We start from the raw sequence: 22,793 nt of genomic DNA, 5'->3' as shown, positions 1-22,793 counted from the left end.
AAGGAGAACGGAAAACAGAGAGAGGAAAATTGAGCGATCGAGAAATCAAATCTTGAACGAACACCCCATACCTCAAGCAATACCTGGATTATAAGGAGCGAACGTAGGGTTAAACTCAATAGATATCCTTTCTACCCTCTCATACGTTTAAGGGTTCGCGATCTCTCGTCAGGTAGAAATTGAGGGCTGGTAGAATAGAATTTCACTTCCGTCGCGGTTTGCTGTTGACAGCTACCCTAGATCGAGATAGATCCTTTCACTCCAATCTCCTATGTCTCATCGCAATTCGGGGACAATGGTGGCAGAACCCGTCACCGCTTACCAAACCGGCACGCAAGTTCGCGATCGCGGTTGGGTAGAAGTAATAGTAGATTGTCCCAATCTTGAAGACCGTTTGCTGACGTATCGCATTCCCTCAGAACTGCAAATTCATCCTGGAGATATTCTCAGCGTTCCCGTCGGAGCGCAGATGATGGGCGCAATTGCCATTCGCATCGCGAACGAGCCTCCTATTGGCTTAGATGCCAGTCGTATTAAGGCGGTTGAAGATATTGTAGCTGCCGGATTTTTCCCAAGTTTTTATTGGCAGCTAATCGAGCGCGTTTCCCAATATTATTTTACTCCATTCATGAGCGTGGTGCGAGGGGCGCTCCCTAACGGTTTGTTACAACGCTCTCAGCAACGAATTCGCTTGCGGCCGGAGGTTTTACCGGCGGGGGCGGCGGAATTTTGTTCGGCGAATGCGCGATCGCTGCTCGAGTTGCTCCAAGCTCAAAAGGATGGCGATTATAGCGCCCAGTACCTCAAGCGCCAAGTCCAAGGCGCGCGGGCGGGAATTCGCGAACTCCTCAAGCGCGGTTGGGTAGAAAGTTATTTAGAATACCCGAAACCGCCGAGTCCGAAGTTACAAAAAGCGGTAACGTTAATCGGCGATCGCGTTCCCGTCGATCTCACCTCCCGCCAGCGCGAAGTCTTCGACGTACTGCGGCGCAGGGGCGGCGAACTTTGGCTGACGGAATTATTACAAATTTGCAAAACCAGTTCCTCTGTTGTCGAAAAATTAGAACAGCAGGGTTGTGTCGCGATCGAAGAACGAGAAATTTTGCGCCTTGCAAGAGTTCCCGTCGCGATCGAGGATGCGCCATCGCAGTTAACCCCCGCGCAAACCGATGCGATCGCGCGGATCTCTCCCCTCAATCGCTACGCCCGCATTCTCCTCCACGGCGTTACCGGTTCGGGTAAAACCGAAGTCTACCTGCAACTCGTCGCCACTCTCCTCGCTGAAGGCAAATCAGCACTCATTCTCGTCCCCGAAATCGGACTCACCCCGCAACTCACCGATCGCTTTCGCTCCCGTTTTGGCGATCGCGTCTATATTTACCATAGCGCCCTAAGTCCCGGCGAACGCTACGATATCTGGCGGCAAATGCTACTCGGAGAAGCGCAAGTCATCGTCGGGACGCGCTCTGCCGTTTTTGTCCCCCTCGCCAACCTCGGTTTAATCGTCCTCGACGAAGAACACGACTCCAGTTTCAAACAAGACTCTCCCGCCCCCACCTACCACGCTCGCACCGTCGCCCAGTGGCGCGCCGAACTCGAAGATTGCCCCCTCATTCTAGGCTCTGCAACGCCTTCCTTAGAAACTTGGGTGGCAGTTGGTGAGAGGGACGATATTCCCGAAACGCAGAACCTCTACCTCTCCCTTCCCGAACGCATCCACGCCCGCCCCCTCCCGCCCGTGGAAATCGTCGATATGCGCCAAGAACTCCACAACGGCAATCGCTCCATTTTTAGCCAATCCTTGCAAAGCGCCCTCCACGACTTGAAACAGCGCCAACAACAAGGCATCCTCTTTATCCCCCGACGCGGACACAGCACCTTCGTCTCCTGTCGCAGTTGCGGCTACGTTATCCAATGCCCGAACTGCGATGTCTCCCTGTCCTATCACCATACCCACGAAGGCGCGATCGAACTGCTGCGCTGCCACTACTGCAACCACAGCAAGCGCCATCCCTCCCAATGTCCCGAATGCGATTCGCCCTACCTCAAATTCTTCGGGACTGGTACTCAGCGCGTCGTCCAAGACTTAGCTAGGGATTTTCCCGAATTGCGCGTCATTCGTTTCGACAGCGACACCACGCGCACGAAAAACGCCCACCGTACCTTACTCACTCAATTCGCTCGGGGCGAAGCCGATCTTTTAGTCGGGACGCAAATGCTGACGAAGGGATTAGATGTGGCGCAGGTCACGCTAGTCGGAATCGTCGCAGCGGATGGATTGCTGAATCGGGCAGACTATCGGGCGAGCGAGCGGGCGTTTCAAACTTTAACCCAAGTTGCAGGACGAGCGGGACGTGGAGAAGAACCGGGGCGAGTTATCCTGCAAACTTACTCTCCCGACCATCCTACCCTCAAAGCGGTTTGCCGTCACGACTATCGCGCCTTCACCCGCGAAACGCTGCCGCAGCGACAGCAGAAAAATTATCCTCCCTACGGACGCTCGATCTTACTGCGTTTCAGCGGCATGGAAGAGAGCAACGTGCAGGACGCTGCGGAGTTAGTAGCAGATTCTTGTCGCAATCTTCTCTCGTTTCCCTGCGAAATTTTAGGCCCCGCACCTGCTGTCGTCATGCGCGTTAACAACCGCTTTCGCTGGCAAATTATCCTGAAATTTGCCCCCGAATCGAGCGAGGAGTTGCCGGATTTAAGCGAGTTGCGCGCGTTGTGTCCGCAAGGGGTAAGTTTAACGATTGATGTCGATCCCTTGACTTGGGAATGAATAATGAATTATGAGTTATGAATTATGAATTATGAGTGGTGAATTACGAATTACGAATTACGAATTACGAATTACAAACTCCAACTCTTTTCTAACAGAAAAATAGGGTTTCTAAGTTTGAATTCAGCCCGACATTCAAATTAGTTCCGTAGGCGCGGTGCAGGTTTTCTGGTGTCATGACGAATTCGGGTGAACCGTCGGCAATTAAGTTGCGATTCAGCAGCAGCAATCGGTCTAAAGCCATGAGTCCTTGTCCCCAGTCGTGACTGCTAACGAGAAGGATTTTACCGCGCGATCGCAATTCTTTGAAAATTTGGAGCAATATCACTTCGGTTTTTTTGTCAACCCCGGTAAATGGTTCGTCGAATAAAAAAACTTCCGCTTGTTGGGCTAAGGCGCGCGCTAAAAATATCCGTTGTTGTTGTCCGCCGGAGAGTTCCCCGATGCGACGGTGCTGGAGATCGAGCATTTCCACGCGATCGAGGGCGGCGGTAACGATTTCTTCTGTGGCGCGGTTGGGGCGGCGAAACCATCCCAATTGACGGGTGCGCGCCATCATCACGACGTTGCGTGCGGTGATGGGGTAATCCCAGTCTATTTGCGATCGCTGCGGCACGTAGGCGACTTTTTGCAACTGGCGGTGCAGCGGACAGGTGCAATAACTCACCGCACCACTTGCTGCGGGGATTAAGCCCAGCATCGCTTTGAGCATGGTACTTTTTCCCGCGCCGTTTGGCCCGACAATCCCGACGAATTGCCCGGGTTCGATGCGAAAACTTACGGAGTCTAACCCTCGCACACCCCGATAGTTGACAGCTAGGTTTTGAACCTCTAGCATAAGAAACCGAATATGAGAACGATTATCATTCACTATTGTAGGCGAAACGAGCAGCGATGGAACAAAAGAAGTTAAGACGACGCGATCGCGCTTGGCAGCCAATGGTTATAGCGGGGATTGCAGCGGCGCTAGCAGGTTGCAAAGCTTCTGTGCCAACACCTTCTGCTTCTAGCACGCAAGTAAAAGTCGTCGCAACTCACTCGATTCTGTGCGATTTAACCGAACAAATTGCGAAGGAAACGATTGCTTTAAAGTGCTTGGTGAAAGGCGGAACCGATCCCCACGTTTACGAACCCACGCCGGACGATCGCAGAGCAATTGAAGACGCACAACTGCTGCTATATTCGGGTTATAGCCTCGAGCCGTCCCTCGAAAAGATTCTGCGATCGACGAGCAATCCCGCACCAAAGGTTGCGATTGGCGAAGTTGCCGTTCCCCAACCGTTGATGGGAGAAGAACATCACCATGAGGAAGGGGAGGAACAGCACGAACAAGGGGAAGAAAAGGAACCGGATCCCCACGTTTGGCACGATGCGAAAAATGGGGCAAAAATGGCGGATGCGATCGCACAAAATCTGGCAAAAGTTGCCCCAGAACGCGCCCAATTCTATCAAAAGAATGCCGAGACGCTGAAAACCGAGTTAACCGCGATCGATGGCTGGATTCGGGCGCAAATTGCCACGATTCCCCCTCAATCCCGCAAACTCGTTACCACTCACGATGCGATCGCTTATTATTCCCATGCCTACAACCTTCCGCTCGAAGGCGTTTTACAAGGACTGAGTACGGAGCAAAAACCGAGTGCTGCGCGCTTGAAAGCGTTAGTCGAAACCATTAAAACTTCGGGCGTTCCCACGATTTTTGCCGAGGCAACGGCAAACTCGAACGCGATCGCAACTGTAGCAAAAGAAGCTAAGGTGAAAATTTCCGAGCGTCCTCTTTTTACCGACGGTTTGGGTGCAGCGGGAAGCGAGGGAGAGACGTATCAAAAAATGCTCTTAGCCAATACGCAAACGATTGTTCAAGGATTGGGCGGTCAATTTTCGGCTTTCCGTCGCTAAATTATATTTTTGCAGTTTTGTCAACACCTATTTGCATTGGACGTTGCACTAAACCATACTCCCATCAATTTTGGGCTAGTACGCGAGGGCGTAAGTGCGCTTTTTTAAAGAATCTCCGCACTGTTAGGACGGAGTGTGGCAACAAGAAGGGACTTAATTAAACACTATCCAGGAGCGTGAACTCAATAGTATAGCAACAGACACATCGATGAGGACAATCCGATCGGTAGAAAACCGGGCGAATGCCATTCGCCCCTACCCAAATTTGTCCTAACTGCCTTGGCGATGGCTATAAGTCTATTTATTACTAACGTCTACCAGGAGAATGGTGCGTTACGCTTCGCGCTTCGCGCTCCGCACCCTGCTTCAACCTAAAAACTGTAACGCGCGTGCAAGCGGGGATGCAGCTTCGCTTCAACGGGCTGCCCTCCCTTGAGGTGCTGTTCGACAATAACCGGAACGTCAGAAAGCTTAACCAGACAGTACCAAGTTTCGTCGGGAGTGACGTGTACGCTCGGTCCCATATTGCATTGTCCCAAACAATCGCAGGCGATCGCTTCGGTGTTTTCCGGCAGGTCTGCTGCTTGAAAGGCAGCCAGCACCGTTCCAGAACCTCGCTCTCGACAAGATCGATTCTGACAAACCTCGACTCTGCGTTTTTCTGAATTTTCCATCGGTCAATCGTATCGGGAAAGGAGACATCCTTAATTCTTACTGCCGCGCGCGCTATCGTACCACCGCAAGAGGACGCGGGCGAGGCGGGGCGAGTCGTGACGGACGTAGCCGGTTCCCGGATCTTCGTGCATGATATTAGCGAGGATAACGCGCCGCCCGGAGCGAATCACCGCTTCGCGATCGAGGAAAACGGGGTGAGAGTTTTCTTGAGCGTAACGGATTAGGGTTTGGGCGGAGGGGACGCGCCCGTGAACGACCACCGCATCGAACAGTCTGGGGGGTGATGTGGCTGTTTCTGTACCGCGATCCCAAACGCGATCGATCGCGCGAATATGGTCGCTGACGCTGTAGCCTTCGGTTTCGCCCGGTTGGGTCATGATATTGCAGACATAAATGCGGGGGGCGCGGCTGCGAGAAATCGCGTCTCGAATTTCAGGAACGAGAAGGTTAGGAATAACGCTAGTATAAAGACTGCCGGGACCGAGGATGATAAAATCGGCTTCTTCGATCGCTTTGAGAGCAGCGGGAAGGGCGGGCGGATTTTCCGGGATGCAGCCGACGCGGACGATTTTCCCTTTCGCTTCGGGAATATTGGATTCGCCTTCAATAAAACGTCCGTCTTCCATTTCCGCCCAGAGGCGCACGTCGGAGAGGGTAGCGGGGAGGACGCGCCCGCGCACGGCAAGGACTTTGGAACTCGCTGCGATCGCGCGCTCGAAGTCGCCAGTAATCTCACTCATCGCGGCGAGAAAAAGATTGCCAAAACTGTGTCCCGATAGTCCGCTTCCGGCGGGGAAGCGATATTGAAATAGTTCGGTCAGCAGTTTTTCTTCATCAGCCAGGGCAGCAACGCAATTGCGGATATCCCCGGGCGGGATCGTTCCCAACTCTCGCCGCAAGCGCCCGGAAGAACCACCATCGTCGGCAACGGTAACGACGGCGGTAATATTGGCGCTGTAGACTTTTAGCCCGCGCAGTAACGTCGATAAGCCCGTCCCGCCGCCAACGACGACGATTCTCGGACCTCGGTTGAGGCGGCGGTGCGCCATGAGGAGATCGACCAGTTCTTCATCGCGCTCGGGTTTGAGAACTTCCGCGATCGAGCCTACCGTGCGGGTTTGTCCCCAAAAGAGTAAGAAAAGACCGCCCGCAATGGCTAGAGGGCCGGAAATTGAATTGGGAAAGACGCGAGCGAGGGCGCTGAGGAGATCGGAGGCGAGTTCGATCAGCCGATAAATCGGGGTTAGCCCTACCCAAATTGCAACCCCCAAAGCCGTTAAAAGAACGCCACCGAGACTCATTAACATCCAGCGCTTGACCAATAATCCCGGCGCTAACCATTTAAACCAACGATTCACTGTTTTAGGAGTGCGCTGTTGCACAAAGCTTAAATTGTGCGTCTCTGCCTTCAGAGTGCGTAAGGCTTGTTCGAGGATACCGAAAGACATAAAATTTGCGATCCAACGAGGGAAAAGGATTAGACGGAGTGCAACTCCCTCAAGGAATTTAGGAATAAACGGGGGCGCGATCGACTTTCTAGAAATAGGAGTTGCCAAATCGTCAAGCGTTCGACAACAGGATACCGTTTTCTGCGATCGAAAGCGCGAACGATACAACCCACTTCGCGCTTTCGGCGAGAGAGCATTTTTGGAAACCGACGATCTAAAACGGTTGTTGTCACAACTTAATGTTATCTATACCCAGACTAAGTTCTTCTTCCGGGAAAGACCTTCAAAGAATTTGAAGGGAGGTCAGAACTGACCAAAGTGCAGCAGATGTGATGATAAGGTGCGTTACGGTTCGATGGGGTTTTCTCGAACGCCGAATGCCGTAGAAATTTTAACTGCTCAAATTAAACAAGCTCTTTTTCGATCTGGCAATACGAATATTTGCGTAAGGTTTCCGCACAAAATGTTGCAATGTACGCTGAGTCGGAGAACCGCTTTGACCTCGGGAATAATGCAGGGGCGAATGGTCATTCGCCCCTACAGTCGGTAACTCTCACTCAGAAATATCTCGATTGATAGCTAGGAGTGGACTAGCTATCGAGCAAGCTAAGCGCTGTCCCTTAAAGGTTTCCAGCTCAAGAAATTTCGCTCTTCTAAGTTGGGGGCGCTCAAGCGGAAAATCCCTGCAAGCAGCCACGGAGCGAGGCGCTGACACCACACGATAAGGTGACTCTGCCAGCCGACAAGGATTTCGGCTGAGTCTTTAGCGAGTCCGTCTAACAGAGAGCGGGCGACGCGCTCGGGGCTGGTGGGGACGATCCCGCGAAAGCGATGCAAGTCCCGCACCATATCGGTTTCAGTGAGGGTGGGCAGTAGGGCGGTGACGTGGATGTTGTGGGGGGCGAGTTCGTGGCGCAGCGCTTGCGTTAAGCCGACGATCGCGAATTTAGTCGCCGAATAGGTGGCCATTGTCGGCGCGGCGACTTTCCCCATTAAGCTGGAGACGTTGACAATCGTACCTTCCCGGCGGGCAGCCATGCGACGTGCCACCAGGCGGGTTAAACCATAGGTTCCCAAGACGTTAAGGGAGAGTTCTTCTTGGACTTGCAAGAATTTGGAATCGAGGAAGCTGCTTTGGTGGGCGACTCCGGCGCAGTTGACTAAGAGGTGAATCGGACCGGCGCTGCGCCAAGCGCCCGCAATAGCAATGTCTAATTCTTTGGGTTTGGTGAGATCTACGGCTAAGGGAACCGCTTCGACTCCTAATGCTTTGATTTCTTGCGCGATTTCCGCGAGTCGGGTGCGATCGCGAGCGACTAGGATTAAGCGCTCGATTCCGCCTCGGGCTAACTCAAGCGCGATCGCACGCCCGATTCCTCGGGAAGCTCCTGTTACCAGGGCTACCTTTCCTTGAATATTCATGGGTACAATACCTCCAGGTTCTATGGTTGACCGCGCGCTTCTCGCAATGACTGCGCGGTCTTTTCATCGGTTGAGGCGCTCTCGTTCTAGAAAGGTTTCGTCTTGTAGGGTTCTAGAAGCGATCGCCTCGTTGAAGAAGGTGCAACTAAGGCAGGAATGCGGATGGACTGCACGCCTTCTTCGATTGAATTGTCTATCTAATAACCTCTTGCAGGGGACTGAAACTACAACACAGTCCGTCGTTGTCAAACTAGAACTCAGTTTCCGACGCGATCGATGCGTTGATTGATGCTATTCATGGGCGATACGCCTCCTCAGAGAGTCTAGGGTTTGCCGAAAGTTACGACATACAGACTCTAGCAACTTCGTCTAGAAAGTCGCAACATTTTTTAATAAAAAATGCTTAACATTTCTTAATCATTGTCTCAGATTGGCTGAAATGTTGATGAGGAGGGCAGGACGGCGACTGATACTTATGTATTAACTAGGCGCGCGGGAAAATTTCAGCGGCAGGATAAACTGGATCCTTAGCCTATTGCGATCCAGCTAACCACTCATGCCAAAGCTTTCCCGCCGTCATCTCCTCCAAGCCGCAGGCGCAACCCTTCTCACCGCAGGACTCCATCAAACCCAACTCCTGCGCCACCAAAAAGTCCTCGCCCAAACCACACCGCGCAAACTCGCCCTAATTATCGGCATCAACGACTATATCGACGCGCCCCTGTACGGATGCGTCAACGATGCCATTTTGCAGCGACAACTCCTCATCCATCGCTTTGGCTTTAATCCCAGCGACATCGTTATGGTTCTTAACCAGGATGCGACCCGCCAAAATATTCTCGATGCAGTAGAAGAACACCTCATCAAACAAGCAAAACCGGGCGATGTTGCCGTCCTGCACTTTTCCGGACACGGTTCCCTCGTGCGCGATCCCGACCCGATTTACATTGACACTGAAACCGGGCAAGGATTGGCAGGAACATTAGTTCCTATCGATGCAAGTTTGTCCGACGATGCGATCGCTCAAGGGGGAACCGTCGCCGATATTTTGGGACATACCCTATTTTTATTAATGGCAGCCATTCAAACCGAAAACTTGACCGCTGTTTTAGATAGCTGTCATTCCGGTGCGAGTACGCGAGGGGTAAGAGTGAGAGCGCGAGAGGGGGGTGAAAAGATTGAAATTTCTCCCCAAGAAAAAGCCTATCAAGAGCAGTGGTTAAAGCGGTTGGGTTGGTCGAGAGAAGAGTTTGTCAATCGCTATCGACAAGGGATTGCTAAGGGCGTAGTTTTAGCAGCAACGCAACCCTCTCAACTGGCTTTAGACGAGCAACTCAATGGCTTCGTTGCAGGTGCATTTACCTATCGTTTGACGCAGCATTTATGGCAGCAAGATAGCACGCCAGAACGGGCGATCGCGGAAATTCAAAGTCAGATTCCAAAAAGCTATCGACAGCAGCCCAAACTCGAAGTCGAAACGGGAAGCGATTACGGAAAAAAACCGTTTTATTTTGTCGAGGATGCGAGAAAAGGAGGACAAGCGTTAGTTATCGAGCAAACAGAATTTCGCGCTAAATTACTTTTAGTGGGGATCGATCCCGGAAAAGTTAGAGTGGGGACAGAATTTGTTACTTTAGAGCGTCGAGGCGGCGTGGAAATTGAAGCGCGCGAAGGGTTAATTGCGACGGCGAAAATATCGGGGACGATAGAAACGGGAGCGGTGTTGCGAGTGAAAGGGAGTTAGCCCTCATCCCCCAACCCCTTCTTCCAATTTTGGGAGAAGGGGAGCCGGAAAATACATCAATGTGGGGCTGTTCCTTCTGTTAATGTCATCGAGATTAACCAGAGGTAGGGGGACAATATCAAAATCATTGGACTTTAAAAAATCCCTCTTCGGGCAAAGATCGAGTTAAACCCGAGAAGCTGCAAGATTATGAATTTAGTTAAAGAGTCGCGTCTGTTGGTAACGTTAGCGATAAAACTCTCGGCAGTGGGTTCCGGGGTGGTGTTGGCGAGTTGGCTGCTGGGTTCGGAGTTAGCTGTCGCCGCGACGAGGAGTTCTCCACGGGTGTGGGAGAGTGAGAAAGTCTCGACTCTTGCGCAGCAATCTGCCAACCCGTCGCAGGAGGAAATCGATGAGGCTGCCGGACGACTTTTTGATGAGGGAATGCAATTCTTACGACAGGGAACGGCAGAATCTTTGCGACAGGCGATCGCGAATTTTGAAGAGGTGTTAGGACTGTTGAGGCAAGGGAGCGATAGATCCTGGGAAGCCATTACCCTCAATAACATCGGTGGGGCCTACGACGCATTGGGAGAATATTACAAAGCGCTGGATTACTACAACCAAGCTTTACCCTTACTTCAAGCTATCAGCGACCAAGAGGGAGAAGCCATTACCCTCCAAAATATCGGTAGAGTCTACGACATTTTGGGAGAATATCGCAAAGCGCTAGATTATTTCAATCAATCCTTACCTCTACTTCGTGCCATAGACGATAAAGAGCAAGAAGCCGGTACCCTCAATACAATTAGTCAAATCTACTCTGATTTAGGAGAATATAACAAGGCATTAGACTATCTTCATCAAGTGTTGCCTTTGCTCAGAACAATAGGCTCTCTAAGACGGGTAGCGATTACCCTCAATAATATTGGCTCGCTCTACAAAAATGTAGGAGAATATCAGAAGGCATTGGAATACTACAACCAAGCCTTGCCTCTGCGTCGAACAGTGGGTGACAAAGGGGGAGAAGCTACTACCCTCAATAATATCGGCTTGCTCTACAACGATTTGGGAGAACATCAAAAAGCGCTAGATTATCTCAACCAAGCTTTGCCTTTGCGTCGGGTTGTAGAAGATCGTGCTGGGGAAGCTGTTACCCTCAATAATATCGGTTCAGCCTACTCCGATTTAGGAGAATATCAAAAAGCTCTGGATTATCTCAACCAAGCTTTGCTTTTAGTTCGCGCTACGAACGACAGGAGTGGGGAAGTCGCTTCTGTTAATAATATAGGTGCTGTCTACAACGCATTAGGGGACTATCACAAAGCGCTTGAATTTTTCAACCAAGCTTTACCTCTCCTTCGCGCTACGAGCAACAAAAAAGGGGAGGCAACTGTTCTTCATAACATCGGTGGAGTCTACGACTTGTTGGGAGAAGATCGTAAAGCGCTCCATTACTATGAACAAGCCTTACACTTGAGTCAGACTATAGGTGACAAAGGCGGAGAGAGCCTTACCCTCCATAATATTGGTGGAATCTACTCCAACTTAAGAGAATATCAGAAAGCGCTCCATTACTATGAGCAAGCTTTGCACAAGGCTAGATTGGTAGGTAGCAAAGGAGGAGAAGCTCATGCCCTCAATAGTATCAGTAGAGTCTACTTCGATTTGGGAGAACATCAGAAGGCCTTGGGCTACCTCCAGCAAGCTTTGCCTCTATTTCAGACTGTAGGCGACAAGTTTGGAGAAGCTGTTGCCCTTTATAATTTTGCCTCTCTCTATCGCGATCGAGGCGAACTCACCGCCGCCCTCACCCGCATCCAACTCGCGATTGACATCATCGAAGACCTTCGCAGCAACATCGCCAGCACCGAACTCCGCACCTCCTACTTCGCCACTGTCCAAAATCGTTACCGATTCTACATCGACCTGCTGATGCAACTGCACCAACAAGACCCCAGTAAAGGTTATAACGCCCAAGCCCTCCATATCAGCGAACGCGCCCGCAGCCTCCTCGAACAACTCACCGAAGCCGGTCTCGACCTCAACGCCAACCTCGACCCCGCCCTTAAAGCCGAAGAACAACGCCTTACCCAAGCGCTCAACGCCGCCGACCAAAAACGCATCAATCTGCTCGAGCAAGAGGGAGGCTACGACAACCCCGAACTCGAAGCTGCTAAAGCTGAAATCGAGCAAACCCTCAACCAACTGCAAAACCTCGAAGCCCAAATTCGCCGCGACAATCCCGCTTACGCTAACCTCCAATATCCCGACCCCCTGACCCTCACCGGCATCCAAAACCAAGTCCTCGACGATAATACCGTCCTTCTCCAATACGCCCTCGGCAAAGATCGCAGCTATCTCTTCCTCGTCAGCAAAACCGACCTCAAAACTTATACCCTGCCCCCCAAAGCTGAAATTGAAGCGGCTGTCGAGGAATATCGCGAACTCCTGTTGTCCGAGGATTTTAAAGACCTCAGCCAAGGCGAAAAACTCAGCCAAATGCTGCTGGGTCAAGTTGCAGGCGAACTCAAAGGTCAGCGCCTCGTCATTGTTGGGGATGGCAAACTGCAACTGTTGCCGTTTGCTGCTTTACCTATTCCCGTTTCCTCCGCATCTACTGCCTCAAAGTCCCTTGGGGAAACGCCCTCATCCCCCAGCCCCTTCTCCCAACTTTGGGAGAAGGGGAGCCGGAATAACTCCTCAAAGTCCCTCGTCCAAGGTTGGGAGAGGGATTTAGGTAGAGGGCAAATCCCGGCAACCCCTCCCCTCCTCGCCAACCACGAAATCATCACGCTGCCGTCGGCTACCAGTTTGGCAGTCCAACGGGAACAATGGCAGAACCGCCAACCCGCCCCCAGAACCGTAGCGGTGATTGCCGACCCCATCTTCAAAGCTAACGATCCGCGTTTGGGAGAGAACGCAGTAACAACTATTTCTGGTGAGTTAAGCCAACAAGCTCCTGGTTTGACAGGCACTAGCTCGACAGGCAAGCGTGACTCAACAGTGGAGGACAATGAGTGGCTTAAGAAATGCGGCGACTTCGATCGCCTCGTCAACACGGAAACTGAAGCTAAGCAAATTCTTGCCCTAGTTCCCGACACACAGGAGTTTAGCGCCATCGGATTCGATGCGAACTACGCCAACGCTACCAACCCAAATCTCGCTCAATACCGCATTGTCCACTTCGCAACTCACGGCTGCATCCAAGATAATCCCCTCCTTTCCAATCTTGCTCTTTCATTCTTCAAGCCCGACGGACAGAAAGCGGAAACGAGCCTGCTGAAACTGCAAGATATTTATAATTTGAAACTCAACGCCGATTTGGTGGTTCTCAGTGCTTGCCAAACGGGGACGGGGAAAGAGGTTCAAGGGGAAGGGGTTGTGGGGTTGACAAGAGGCTTTATGTATGCGGGGGCGCGGCGGGTGGCGGTGAGTTTGTGGAGCGTGAACGATCGCGCGACTTCCATTTTAATGGAGAATTATTATCGCAAAATACTCGAACAAAATCTCGATCCGTCGCCTGCGCTACGGCAAGCACAATTAGCGATGTGGCAAAGTGAGAATTACCGCGCGCCTTACTATTGGGCGGCGTTTACCATGCAGGGAGATTGGTGATTTTTCAGTTAAAAAAGATGATACTTATCAAAAAAGAGAATCTCGCTCATCAATGACTAAGCTTATTTCAACCGGATCGATTTAACCAATAAACTCATTACTTCTCCTTTGTCGGGGGTGATAATAATTTGATTGTCGGGAATCGCGATCGCGTGCGTCCAACGTGCAACCTCAGCATAGCCAAGCGTATGAAGTCGGTAGATCGTGTGCTGTACCCCTCGAGCCGAACCAATCAATATATGACGGATCGGTTCGCGGCAATCGCGTGCTGGCAGTTCGGCTAAAACACTGGAGGGGGAGCGATCGGATGAGATATCTTGCAACATTGTTTTCTGAAAAATAGAGCGGGATTTGATGCTTTGTAACCGCAAAGCTGCGTAAAATGACAAACTGAGATAAAAAAAGACAGCAACCTCTACACAGCACCAGCCATTTGAGGAGTGCTGCCTTATCTCTATTCTCAAATCTTAAATTGATTTACGCTAAACGTCAACCTATTTACGCCAATGACGCACAAATCCGAGCGATCTCCACTCATGCGGCTTAGAGTTCAGCGATTTTTAACTCAAAAGCAGCTTGCAGAAGCCCTTGGCGTGACAGAAACAACCGTGAGGAATTGGGAAGCAGGACGTTCAGTTCCCAAGTTAACTCCCGTTCAATACAAAAAATTACTAGAAATTCTTCAAGTTACGGCAGAAGAGTTGCCCGATCGCTTCGGTTTTCCAACAGGGGAGAATGAATAGATCGTGCAACTTCTGTTCCTTAAAGATCGAGCAAGTTTAATTGCACGTATCGACTATCGTTAGAGTCGGGACGGGGTTTTAAGGCGGGGAAGTTGTCGAAATTCACCTCGAAACTGCGATCGCGCCTCAACCAAACGTGAAAGACTTGCAAGCGCCCGTCGTTGGGAATCTCTAACCCATAGACGCGCAGCCTCTTTTTACCTTGACTCTCAATTCGCAGGTACTTTAAACCGCAGCCCAAAAGTTCGAGGAAGCGTCGCAGAACGGTAACGGGGCTAGAATTTTTGGCTAAACCCAAACTCGCGATCGCTTTAATTGCAGCACGGTTTTGCAGTGCAATTGCCGCCATTTCTTGCAAGTCGGGATCGCTGTTACGAAACTCTCGCCCTCGTTCTTGCAAGAAAAGGGGAATGCCCAACCGTTCCATCGTACCGACGATCGCGCCGAGTTGCGATCGGTTGAAGTCGGGCAGGAAAATATCGCCTTCGCCCTGTTCTAATAAATGCTTGGCGACAGCAGCATCGCGATCGGCTAGGTGCGATCGCCCCAAAGTGAGAAAATAGTGCAGGCGAATTTGCTCGTACCAACCGCGATCGTCTTTCGCGACTAAAGCGGCGGTGACGGGAACCCCGTAGCGCTGTTGCAACTCGGCTTTGCGCTGGGATCGCCGTTCGGTTAGGTTTTTCACCATACGCTTTTTCGCGGTACGGTAGTCTTCCTCGTTTAAATCCGGCGATCGCGCGATCGCAATACATTCAGCTTGATAATTTTGCTCGCGCACCGCATTAATCGCAGAACTGAGGCTAACTTCCGGCGTTTCTTCCCGTAATTCCACCTCTGGGGAAACTTCGCAAACTTGATGTCCTTCCCCGCGCAACGCCCCCAAAACTGACTCGCGATAGTTCAGCATCGACGCATTCAGCCGCACGGCAAATCGCGCCCAACATAGCAGCGATTCGGCTTGGAAACCGACTTCCAAATCGTCAATGCCTTCAAAATCGGACTGTTGCAGCAAACGCACATTCAACTGCGTTAATCGCTGTCCCGAACTTAACAAACTCGGAATCGAAGTCGAACCGTTTCCAACTTGGTTGAATCCGTAGGGCGCAACCCAAAGATAGCGAGGCAGATTTTCTCGCAGGCGGCTGAGGGACTGGCGCACGGAGGTTTCGCCTTGGATGCCCTGCGCGATCGCCCAGACTGAGGTAAAATGCCCCCGAAGGTCGAGACTTACGCCGGTTTCAATCGACGGACTCGCCAGCACGATATCGTAATCGGGTAGAATCTCGTTGAGTTGCCTCAACTTCGAGGCGGCGACGGATTCCGAGTCAATTCTGAGAATACGAACGTCGGGAAATCGCTCTTTTAAGTATCCTTCCAAGGCGCGCGTTCCCCACTGACTGGTGAGTTTTTGCGCGGACAGACAGACGAAGGGTTTACCGCCTTGCTGAATATGCTGCACTAAATCGCCCACTAAGCGATCGGGCGTACTGTCGGCATAATGATAGACCTGCCAAGCGTCTTGGGGTTCGGGTTTCCAATCATTTTGGATAATAAACGGTTTTTGCTGCACGCCCGCGAGGGAGAGTAAGTAATCGAGGGAAACATCGCTTAAATCGGCATCGGCGACGTAAACTCGTCCCTTTCCGCCCAAAACGTTCTGCATTAAGGTTTTGAGGGATTTGAGGATAGCAACGCGATTATTTTGGCAAGTGCTAGAGTTTAAAGCGTGCCAGAGGACTTGCTCGACTTCATCGATAATGACGATACCATCTTGCCAGTCGCGGGCTTCAAATTGGGCTTGGGAGTTGGGGTGAAGCGAGTCGATACACAATCCGTACCCTCGGGCGAGAGAGGGACGAGCGTTGGCGATATAATCGATGCCGAAGCGATCGCACAGTTCTCGGACGAGTTGAACGCGATGTCCGATGACGAGTACCCATTGTCCCCTAGAAATCGCATCTTTAACGATTCCTTCAAGCCATTGCGTTTTTCCCGTTCCCTTCGGCGATTTAATCCCGATTAGTTGCGGTAAAGTTTCTTCTTCGCAGGAAACTTCTTTAACCTTATTGTGAAGGTCGAATGTTGAAGGCAGATCGGCTTCCCTATTTGTAATTTTTAATTTGAAATTTTGAATTTCTTCGCTCAATAAATACCGATAATTCAGCCGCAAATCCGGCGGGTAGGTGAGTTGAGTGAAGGTTTGCGCTCTCCAGGTGGCGAGGGTTAAGGCATTATTGTAGGCGCGCTCGAAGGCTTGCGTACCGCACGCGGCGATGAAGTCATCAACGCCTTTGCCATCTTCGCTATTCCAAGTGACAATATTAACGCTGCATCCTTGCTGTTCGAGCAAATGCCCCATTTTTTGCAGGGAAGTATTTACGGCTTTGATGGTGTTGGGTTTGCTGTCGCGATCGAAAACGAGGTAAAAGGGGCGTTGGGATTGGGCGAGGATGTGCAGTTGCGGGATGAGGTAAGGTTTGCCGATGCGTTCGTTGCGTTCGTTGCGGGGGACGCGATAACCGCTATCGATCCCCGGAATTGCGATCGCGGCGTAACCTGCTGTGAGTAGCGCGCCAGCTTTTTTGGCTCCTTCAGTAATGCAGATGGGAATGGTAGGATGTTGTTTCAACCATTGCCAGAAGCCGAGATCGGGGCGAGCGCGATCGATGTCTTCCGGGCGGATGGGTTGTTCGTAGCGCGCTGCGATCGCTTGCCAAATCGCGATCGGCACTCGTAGCGCGAAAACTCCCGTTGCGGCTTTGGGGGGATGTTCGTACTTGATTTGCTTGCCGATAGCGGGCAAACCGCCTTTGCGAGAAACGCGGGCGCGGCGCGGTTGAATGGGTTTGAAGCATCCCCAAATATCTTCCTCGCCCGTCAGCACATCGATCCCCGAACACCACCAACCGCCTTGCTCTAAATGCTGGTACTGTTTGAGGAGAGGAGCGCGCAACCGCCCGTCATTGCGGCGGGGTAAGGCTTCGGAGTAGAACAAGTATTCGTAGGGACGACTCCCATCTAAGGGCGTGACATTGAGGAAGGTGATGCGATCGTCAACGCAGCTTGCGTTCCACTCTTTTAGGAAATTCACGGCGGGCAGACACTATATCTATGGGGTAGGTGACTTATTTTAAGGATAAACCGCTAGATATAGCAACCATTTGGATAATTGATAATTGATAATGGACAATGGATAACGTCGGGGATAATTGACAATTGATAACGTTCGGAGCCGTTAATTGCTCTATTGAAACCTAGTCTTTTTTCGCTACATTCCACCGCTCGTTGGACGGAGATAGGCATCAGCTTAAAATCGGATTTCTGTCATCCTGCACTCTGTTTTTCGTCGCGAGCAACTCGCAATTTTTGGTACAGCAAAGAACTCTTTTCTTGACAGGATTGTTGCAGTCGCCGAAACTCAGCTTCACCTTCTGCCATATACGCATTAACAAACTCTCGATTGGCAAGATAGAAGGCGATCGCGCCATAAACTTGTTCGAGGGAAAGTAATGGAAAATCTCGGGCAATGCTTTCAGGGGATTCTCCGTTCAAAAATGAATACACAACCGAATCGAGAGAAATTCGAGCTTGCAAAAGAAATTTTGGCTTTCTGGCGAGGATTATTGAATTAGAATCTTGAAGAGATTTTTGATGTTTTGAAGAATTTACTACTTTGAATTTGTAGGAGGACAGTACAGAGCAGAATTGAGATAGCTGAAATGTCGAAATTGCAGAAGCTCAAATCCCAAAAGTCGCGCTCGCGTGCATCGAAACGCCTCATTCACATTGGCAATGCAGCGTTTATCCTGCTGTTCGTCTCGATCGCGCTTCTCTATTTGCTGCATCGTTTTACCGCGATTAGGGTTTTGCAGCTTCCTATTATCCCAATTGTTGCATTTTTGGGGGGCGGCGGACTGGTTTGCTGGCTCTGGGCGGAATGGGTAGAGAAACGCGGGCGTAAATTACTCGTTTCCGTTGTCTTAATCGGATTCTTGGGGATGAATGCGATCGCGTTTTTGGGGGCGTACTCGATGACGCATTTCCGTTCCTCGGAGCAGTGGAGTCTCGCTTCTCCTAAGCCAATAAATTATAAGCGTCCGAGCGACTTTGGATTGCCGTATGAGACGAAATATATCGCGATCGCTCGCCAGCAACGCTTGGAAACTTGGTGGATTCCCACGGCAAATGCGCCCTCACGAGGAACGATTCTCTTATTTCCTGGCAATCGCGGCAGTAAGAGTCAGGTTTTGCTGCCCGCGCGCGTTTTACACAATCTCGACTACGATACACTGCTGGTTGATTTTCGCGGAACGGGCGGTTCGAGTGGCAATACAACAACCTTGGGCGTGCGCGAGGGCGAAGATGTGGCGGCGGCGTTTCAGTGGGTTCGGCAGCAAGATGCGCGCCGTCCGATCGCGCTTTACGGCGTTTCGATGGGGACGGCAGCGATTTTACGCGCGATCTCCACCCAAAATATTGCGCCCGATGCGATTCTCCTCGAACTTCCTTATTCACACCTTTTGAATTCTGTCAAGCGTCGCTTGCGATTCTATAATATCCCTACCTTTCCTGCTGCCGAACTGATTGTATTTTGGGGCAGCATCCAGCACAAAATTAACGGTTTCGCCCACAATCCCGCAATTTATGCCAAACAAGTACGCTGTCCTACATTAATTTTGCAGGGCGATCGCGACAAATGGATCGATCGCGCCGAACTCAAACAGCTTGAGGACAACTTACCTTACTCTCACCACTATATTTCCTTCCCTAACGCCGGACATCAACTACTCATCACCGTCAATCCGAAGTTATGGCGGCAAAGCGTCCAACAGTTTCTTGATGGTATCGATTAATCGAGCAAATCGATCGCATCTTGCTCGAAATTCGCGATCGCAACATCGGCATAATCGAGCGTACCGCCTTTCCAACAAATTGCCACTGCGCCCGCTGCACCCGCCTGTTTCGCCATCAGCATATCCAAACTCGAATCCCCCACCATCAGCGTTTTTTCTGCTTCCACTTCCAACAGCGTGCAAGCTTCTAAAAAGAGGGCGGGATCGGGTTTAAATGGCCCTCGAGCGGTTACGCCCATTTCCAATTGAAAATAGCTCGAAAGTTCGTGACGGGCGACAAAACCGCGTACTCTCTCCGGTGCTGCTGCTGAAAGGATTCCGAGCTTCAAACCCGCCGCTTTTAAACGTTGCAAAAGTGCCAAAGTTCCGGGAAACAGCGCCGCATTATCGGAAGTGCGAATAAGTCGGCTATCTGCTTCTGTAATCGCTTCCTGCGCGATCGCAACAGATTTTTCCCAACTGAATCCCATTGGTACAATATAAGCCGCCGCCGCAATAATATTTTCCATGCGACTGCCCACCGCCATCAATCCTTGGCGCTCGAGCGTACCATCTTCTAATACGCCAAACATCGCCAATAAAGATTCGCCCGTACCCGGAACCCGTTCGTCAATTAAACGCGCTCTCAATTGCGCTAGCGCTAACCCAAAATTATTGGAATCTTCTATCGTACCGTCTTTATCAAAGATGACGGCTTGGAGATTAGAGAAAATTTTTTCTCCACAACGAATTGCAATCAAGTAAGATTCCTCTCTAGGCTTAAATTTAATTGTTAAATATTAGAGTATTCTCTAATATAATTAGAATACAACAACTTACCCATTTTTGGTGTTTAATTCTCTTTTCAATTCTTCCCAAAGGGGCGAATTTTCTAAAATTCTCAGAATACCTTGAGGCATAGAAGCTTGGCTTTTTGCGATCGCGGTTTTAACAATTCCCGAAACCACGCGATCGACTAAATCGCTGAGGACAACTCCGCCTATATTCTCCGGCGTAACATTATTGAGTTCCAGGGTTGAAACCGGGGGTAAATCGAGCGAGAGTGGTTTTGTGGCTGGGAAGGCAGCTAAATTGAGATGCGAAGTCACGTTATCAACGATCGCGCGCTCTAACAGGAACTTTTTCCCGCGATCGAGTAAATTGGCTTGTAAATTTCCCTTCCTTTGTTGTCTGGCATTCCCAAAAATAATCAAAAGATTATTTTTCGTAAGTTGTTGTTCGATATTAAAATCAATTCCCCGAATCTGAAAACTTTCTAATTCAGTCGTTTGTGTGAAAAAAGAAGCAGGTTTGGCACGAAGCATTAAACCCGTTGCACTCATAAAATAAGGCGTAGTAAATCCTTCCGGATTATCGAGAGTTAAACGTTCGACATCGAGTTGTCCGTTAAGGATGTTGTAGTGCAAGCGTTCGATGCGAACGGGAACGCCGAGAGAGGTAGCGATCGCACTGCGAAGATTGTGCGCGATCGCGCTATCCAACCGCAGCACAGCAATGCCCAAAACAAGCAGCAGTCCGAGCAGAATAAAGCCGATAATCCTGTAACGCAAGGAAATTTTTCGCATTCTACTATTTTAAGCTTGTTTTCGCTTCAAGTGAACCATTTCGGATAAGTTCTGGTCTAGCGATTGTTCTCGACTTAAATTTTTCGATCTTTTAAACTAAGCATCATAGCCTTTTAGATCGCTATCCAAAGACCAAATGAAAACACGCCGAGCGGGAAGCTTCTTTTTCATTTTCTTCCATTCTTTAATAATAGAAGTGTCGCCCATTCCTGCCCCGCGCATCGCTAAATCGGGAAATTCACTCAACCAATCCCCAATTTCTTCCACCGTCGGAACTTGCATAACCTGCCAAGGCGCGTCTCCTGCGATCGCCATTTGAACTTGCTCGACAAAAAATTCAGCACATCGTCGTCTATCGTAACCGTTACTGAGTTGAGCGATATGATTTCCAGTTTCATAAATAGCGGCCATTGGTAACAAAAGAGTTGTTCCATTTTTAATCAACATCTCTAACTCTTTAATGACTTTTTCTCGCTCTCCATTCCGATGAGGGATATCTAATATATTGCAAAAGATGGAGGTATCAACAATCGCTACAGTCACGGTCTAGCTATTCCCCCCGCAGTCAAAGATGCTAACCACTCCATTGCTTTCTCTTGCTTCTTTTCGGAGCCAACATACCGCTTAATTGAACGTTCTAACAGTCCCGATGTCATCAGATGTCCGAGAGTCCCTCTGGCAATTAATCCTGGATAATCGAGGAAATCTTTTAAACGAAGGAGTTGACTCGACCCATCCTCATTGCTGCGGTAGCAAAATACAGTTTCAGGAACGGCATCATCGGGTAAAGCATCTAGGAGAGCGGGGTTATGACTACTAATTAAAACGCGCAAATTTCGCTGCTTTGCGATTTTAGAAATTCTTGCTAATAAATTCGCTGCTCGACTGGGATGTACCCCATTATCGATTTCTTCAATGACGACCAAACTTTGTTCGGGTGCAGACAACAACATGGCGGCAGTCGAAAGCACTCGTAAGGTTCCATCGGAAAGCAAAGGTGCTTCATAAGGAGTTGAAATTCCCCCAAAAGTTTCAGTCAGCGTTAATAAAACTTCATCCCGTGGTGTTTCGATAAAGCCGATATCCTCAATATCTTGTTCGGGCAGACTGCGGATAAACTCTAAAATGGCTCGCTTAACTTCTGGCTCGCGACAAAGATTATAAAGAACCCCAGAAAGATTTTCGCCATGCTCCCTAAGAAAGCGATCGGTTTTATGACCGTAATCGCGCATGGTACTGGGTTCCAGTTCTAGAAATACAATACTACCGAGCCAGCGTACATATTGTTCTGCAACTTTAGGAATAATTTCTCTACTTTTAGTGTTATTGGGATGAAAGCGAATCTCGCTTAAAAGCTGTGTAAAAATTGCCATTTGACTGCTACAGACAATATTAGGCTTTTTTCCACCCCGAGCAAAATTGTTGTAGGTCACAAAAACGTCACTCCCCGCCCCTTGTGGCGCGCTCGATATTTCATAGAGCGGAACGGTTGAAGTTTGACTAGAAATTGTTTCCTTAATAACTCGGAGATCGCCATCCTTCCCAAGACTCAGATCGATGGAGAAGTCGTGCCATTTTTTAGCTGTCGTTACGCAAGAAAAACCGAAAGATCCGGAGCCTTTATGTCCAAGATTTTTGACTCCTCCCCTCAAGATATTGGTATTGGGTCGGTAAATGCTATTGAGAAATCCTAATCTTTCCCCTACTGCAATTCGGGTTAATAAGCGCAATGCTTCGATTGCATTACTTTTTCCCGATGCGTTAGCGCCAATCAATACAGTGAGGGGAGCGAGGTGCAGCGTTCCGGAGCGATAGCTTTTAAAATTTCTAAATTGTATTTGCGTCAACATGAACGGATTGACTCCACGCGCTCGATATATTGACTATAAACCGATCGTCAATAGCAAAGGAGTAGAACTAGCAACAGAAGTCATCCCGGCAACAAAGACTTGCCGAATGGCGCGATCGCCCCGACCATATTAAATAGCCCGTCTATCCTAATCTGCTGGGGCAGCAATCCGCTTCGCGAAGCCAATCGAGCGCGTCTGTCTCCCGCCCTCCCCCC

18 protein-coding genes are annotated in these 22,793 nt (G+C 50.1%); 6 read left to right on the top strand and 12 right to left on the bottom strand.

The features are described 5' to 3' along the window. Window positions 1-271 precede the first annotated feature (271 nt). Complete coding sequence (gene priA, locus H6G50_RS06330; RefSeq protein ID WP_190714386.1) at window positions 272-2,779, top strand: primosomal protein N'; 2,508 nt, start codon at window positions 272-274, stop codon at window positions 2,777-2,779. A gap of 91 nt (window positions 2,780-2,870) precedes the next feature. Here the strand turns inward: priA and H6G50_RS06325 are convergent, their stop codons facing one another. Next, entirely contained in the window at window positions 2,871-3,617 is a 747-nt protein-coding gene (locus H6G50_RS06325) for an ABC transporter ATP-binding protein (RefSeq protein WP_190714384.1), read from the bottom strand. Window positions 3,618-3,673: 56 nt separating this feature from the next. On the opposite strand from H6G50_RS06325, the gene H6G50_RS06320 reads away from it, so the two are divergent. Beyond that, window positions 3,674-4,678, top strand: a complete 1,005-nt coding sequence (locus H6G50_RS06320) for a zinc ABC transporter substrate-binding protein (RefSeq protein ID WP_190714382.1) — start codon at window positions 3,674-3,676, stop codon at window positions 4,676-4,678. A gap of 371 nt (window positions 4,679-5,049) precedes the next feature. Here the strand turns inward: H6G50_RS06320 and H6G50_RS06315 are convergent, their stop codons facing one another. From H6G50_RS06315 to H6G50_RS06300, 4 genes are all read right to left on the bottom strand, one after another. Next, complete coding sequence (locus tag H6G50_RS06315; protein ID WP_190714381.1) at window positions 5,050-5,352, bottom strand: (2Fe-2S) ferredoxin domain-containing protein; 303 nt, start codon at window positions 5,350-5,352, stop codon at window positions 5,050-5,052. 30 nt (window positions 5,353-5,382) lie between these two features. After that, window positions 5,383-6,801, bottom strand: coding sequence for a gluconeogenesis factor YvcK family protein (locus H6G50_RS06310; protein WP_190714378.1), 1,419 nt, complete (start codon window positions 6,799-6,801; stop codon window positions 5,383-5,385). Window positions 6,802-6,830: 29 nt separating this feature from the next. Beyond that, entirely contained in the window at window positions 6,831-6,998 is a 168-nt protein-coding gene (locus H6G50_RS06305; protein WP_190714376.1) for a hypothetical protein, read from the bottom strand. Between the two features lie 409 nt (window positions 6,999-7,407). Beyond that, the gene (locus H6G50_RS06300; RefSeq protein WP_190714374.1) at window positions 7,408-8,223 is read right to left on the bottom strand and encodes an SDR family NAD(P)-dependent oxidoreductase; all 816 of its coding nucleotides are present in this window, start codon (window positions 8,221-8,223) and stop codon (window positions 7,408-7,410) included. Between the two features lie 556 nt (window positions 8,224-8,779). Here H6G50_RS06300 and H6G50_RS06295 point away from each other — a divergent pair. Together H6G50_RS06295 and H6G50_RS06290 are read left to right on the top strand one after the other, a co-directional pair. Next, window positions 8,780-9,967 (top strand): caspase family protein, encoded by a 1,188-nt coding sequence (locus H6G50_RS06295; protein WP_190714372.1) that lies wholly within the window; start codon window positions 8,780-8,782, stop codon window positions 9,965-9,967. Window positions 9,968-10,156: 189 nt separating this feature from the next. Continuing rightward, complete coding sequence (locus H6G50_RS06290; protein WP_190714370.1) at window positions 10,157-13,564, top strand: tetratricopeptide repeat protein; 3,408 nt, start codon at window positions 10,157-10,159, stop codon at window positions 13,562-13,564. 62 nt (window positions 13,565-13,626) lie between these two features. On the opposite strand, the gene H6G50_RS06285 is transcribed toward H6G50_RS06290, so the two are convergent. Next, window positions 13,627-13,890, bottom strand: a complete 264-nt coding sequence (locus H6G50_RS06285) for a hypothetical protein (RefSeq protein WP_190714368.1) — start codon at window positions 13,888-13,890, stop codon at window positions 13,627-13,629. A 210-nt stretch (window positions 13,891-14,100) separates the two neighbouring features. On the opposite strand from H6G50_RS06285, the gene H6G50_RS06280 reads away from it, so the two are divergent. Continuing rightward, window positions 14,101-14,307 (top strand): helix-turn-helix transcriptional regulator, encoded by a 207-nt coding sequence (locus H6G50_RS06280; protein WP_242032731.1) that lies wholly within the window; start codon window positions 14,101-14,103, stop codon window positions 14,305-14,307. A 19-nt stretch (window positions 14,308-14,326) separates the two neighbouring features. Here H6G50_RS06280 and H6G50_RS06275 read toward each other — a convergent pair whose 3' ends face one another. Next, on the bottom strand, window positions 14,327-17,401 hold the full coding sequence (locus H6G50_RS06275) for a plasmid replication protein, CyRepA1 family (protein ID WP_190714363.1): 3,075 nt from the start codon (window positions 17,399-17,401) through the stop codon (window positions 14,327-14,329). A gap of 233 nt (window positions 17,402-17,634) precedes the next feature. Continuing rightward, window positions 17,635-17,904 carry a DUF433 domain-containing protein gene (locus tag H6G50_RS06270; protein WP_199302734.1) on the bottom strand — a complete coding sequence of 90 codons (270 nt, stop codon included), beginning with the start codon at window positions 17,902-17,904 and terminating at the stop codon, window positions 17,635-17,637. Window positions 17,905-18,029: 125 nt separating this feature from the next. Here H6G50_RS06270 and H6G50_RS06265 point away from each other — a divergent pair, with 125 nt between their 5' ends. Then, on the top strand, window positions 18,030-19,163 hold the full coding sequence (locus H6G50_RS06265; protein ID WP_199302733.1) for an alpha/beta hydrolase: 1,134 nt from the start codon (window positions 18,030-18,032) through the stop codon (window positions 19,161-19,163). On the opposite strand, the gene H6G50_RS06260 is transcribed toward H6G50_RS06265, so the two are convergent. The 4 genes from H6G50_RS06260 to H6G50_RS06245 all read right to left on the bottom strand — a co-directional run bounded on the left by H6G50_RS06260 (window position 19,160) and on the right by H6G50_RS06245 (window position 22,578). After that, on the bottom strand, window positions 19,160-19,903 hold the full coding sequence (locus H6G50_RS06260; RefSeq protein WP_190714361.1) for an HAD family hydrolase: 744 nt from the start codon (window positions 19,901-19,903) through the stop codon (window positions 19,160-19,162). The two genes, H6G50_RS06265 and H6G50_RS06260, sit on opposite strands and share 4 nt — an antisense overlap. 75 nt (window positions 19,904-19,978) lie before the next feature. Further along, window positions 19,979-20,728 (bottom strand): hypothetical protein, encoded by a 750-nt coding sequence (locus tag H6G50_RS06255; RefSeq protein WP_190714359.1) that lies wholly within the window; start codon window positions 20,726-20,728, stop codon window positions 19,979-19,981. Between the two features lie 96 nt (window positions 20,729-20,824). Further along, window positions 20,825-21,271, bottom strand: a complete 447-nt coding sequence (locus tag H6G50_RS06250; protein WP_190714357.1) for a hypothetical protein — start codon at window positions 21,269-21,271, stop codon at window positions 20,825-20,827. Further along, on the bottom strand, window positions 21,268-22,578 hold the full coding sequence (locus H6G50_RS06245; protein ID WP_190714355.1) for an ATP-binding protein: 1,311 nt from the start codon (window positions 22,576-22,578) through the stop codon (window positions 21,268-21,270). The genes H6G50_RS06250 and H6G50_RS06245 overlap by 4 nt, the downstream gene beginning before the upstream one ends. Window positions 22,579-22,793: the final 215 nt, after the last annotated feature.

The organism is Oscillatoria sp. FACHB-1406 (genome assembly GCF_014698145.1).
Lineage (GTDB): Bacteria > Cyanobacteriota > Cyanobacteriia > Cyanobacteriales > Spirulinaceae > FACHB-1406.
This window is presented reverse-complemented; position numbering and strand designations above follow the sequence as displayed.

Coding starts and splice junctions, on each gene's coding strand:
- priA (WP_190714386.1), top strand. CDS start 272: ATGTCTCATCGCAATTCGGGGACAATGGTGGCAGAACCCGTCACCGCT.
- H6G50_RS06325 (WP_190714384.1), bottom strand. CDS start 3,617: ATGCTAGAGGTTCAAAACCTAGCTGTCAACTATCGGGGTGTGCGAGGG.
- H6G50_RS06320 (WP_190714382.1), top strand. CDS start 3,674: ATGGAACAAAAGAAGTTAAGACGACGCGATCGCGCTTGGCAGCCAATG.
- H6G50_RS06315 (WP_190714381.1), bottom strand. CDS start 5,352: ATGGAAAATTCAGAAAAACGCAGAGTCGAGGTTTGTCAGAATCGATCT.
- H6G50_RS06310 (WP_190714378.1), bottom strand. CDS start 6,801: ATGTCTTTCGGTATCCTCGAACAAGCCTTACGCACTCTGAAGGCAGAG.
- H6G50_RS06305 (WP_190714376.1), bottom strand. CDS start 6,998: ATGCTCTCTCGCCGAAAGCGCGAAGTGGGTTGTATCGTTCGCGCTTTC.
- H6G50_RS06300 (WP_190714374.1), bottom strand. CDS start 8,223: ATGAATATTCAAGGAAAGGTAGCCCTGGTAACAGGAGCTTCCCGAGGA.
- H6G50_RS06295 (WP_190714372.1), top strand. CDS start 8,780: ATGCCAAAGCTTTCCCGCCGTCATCTCCTCCAAGCCGCAGGCGCAACC.
- H6G50_RS06290 (WP_190714370.1), top strand. CDS start 10,157: ATGAATTTAGTTAAAGAGTCGCGTCTGTTGGTAACGTTAGCGATAAAA.
- H6G50_RS06285 (WP_190714368.1), bottom strand. CDS start 13,890: ATGTTGCAAGATATCTCATCCGATCGCTCCCCCTCCAGTGTTTTAGCC.
- H6G50_RS06280 (WP_242032731.1), top strand. CDS start 14,101: ATGCGGCTTAGAGTTCAGCGATTTTTAACTCAAAAGCAGCTTGCAGAA.
- H6G50_RS06265 (WP_199302733.1), top strand. CDS start 18,030: ATGTCGAAATTGCAGAAGCTCAAATCCCAAAAGTCGCGCTCGCGTGCA.
- H6G50_RS06255 (WP_190714359.1), bottom strand. CDS start 20,728: ATGCGAAAAATTTCCTTGCGTTACAGGATTATCGGCTTTATTCTGCTC.
- H6G50_RS06245 (WP_190714355.1), bottom strand. CDS start 22,578: ATGTTGACGCAAATACAATTTAGAAATTTTAAAAGCTATCGCTCCGGA.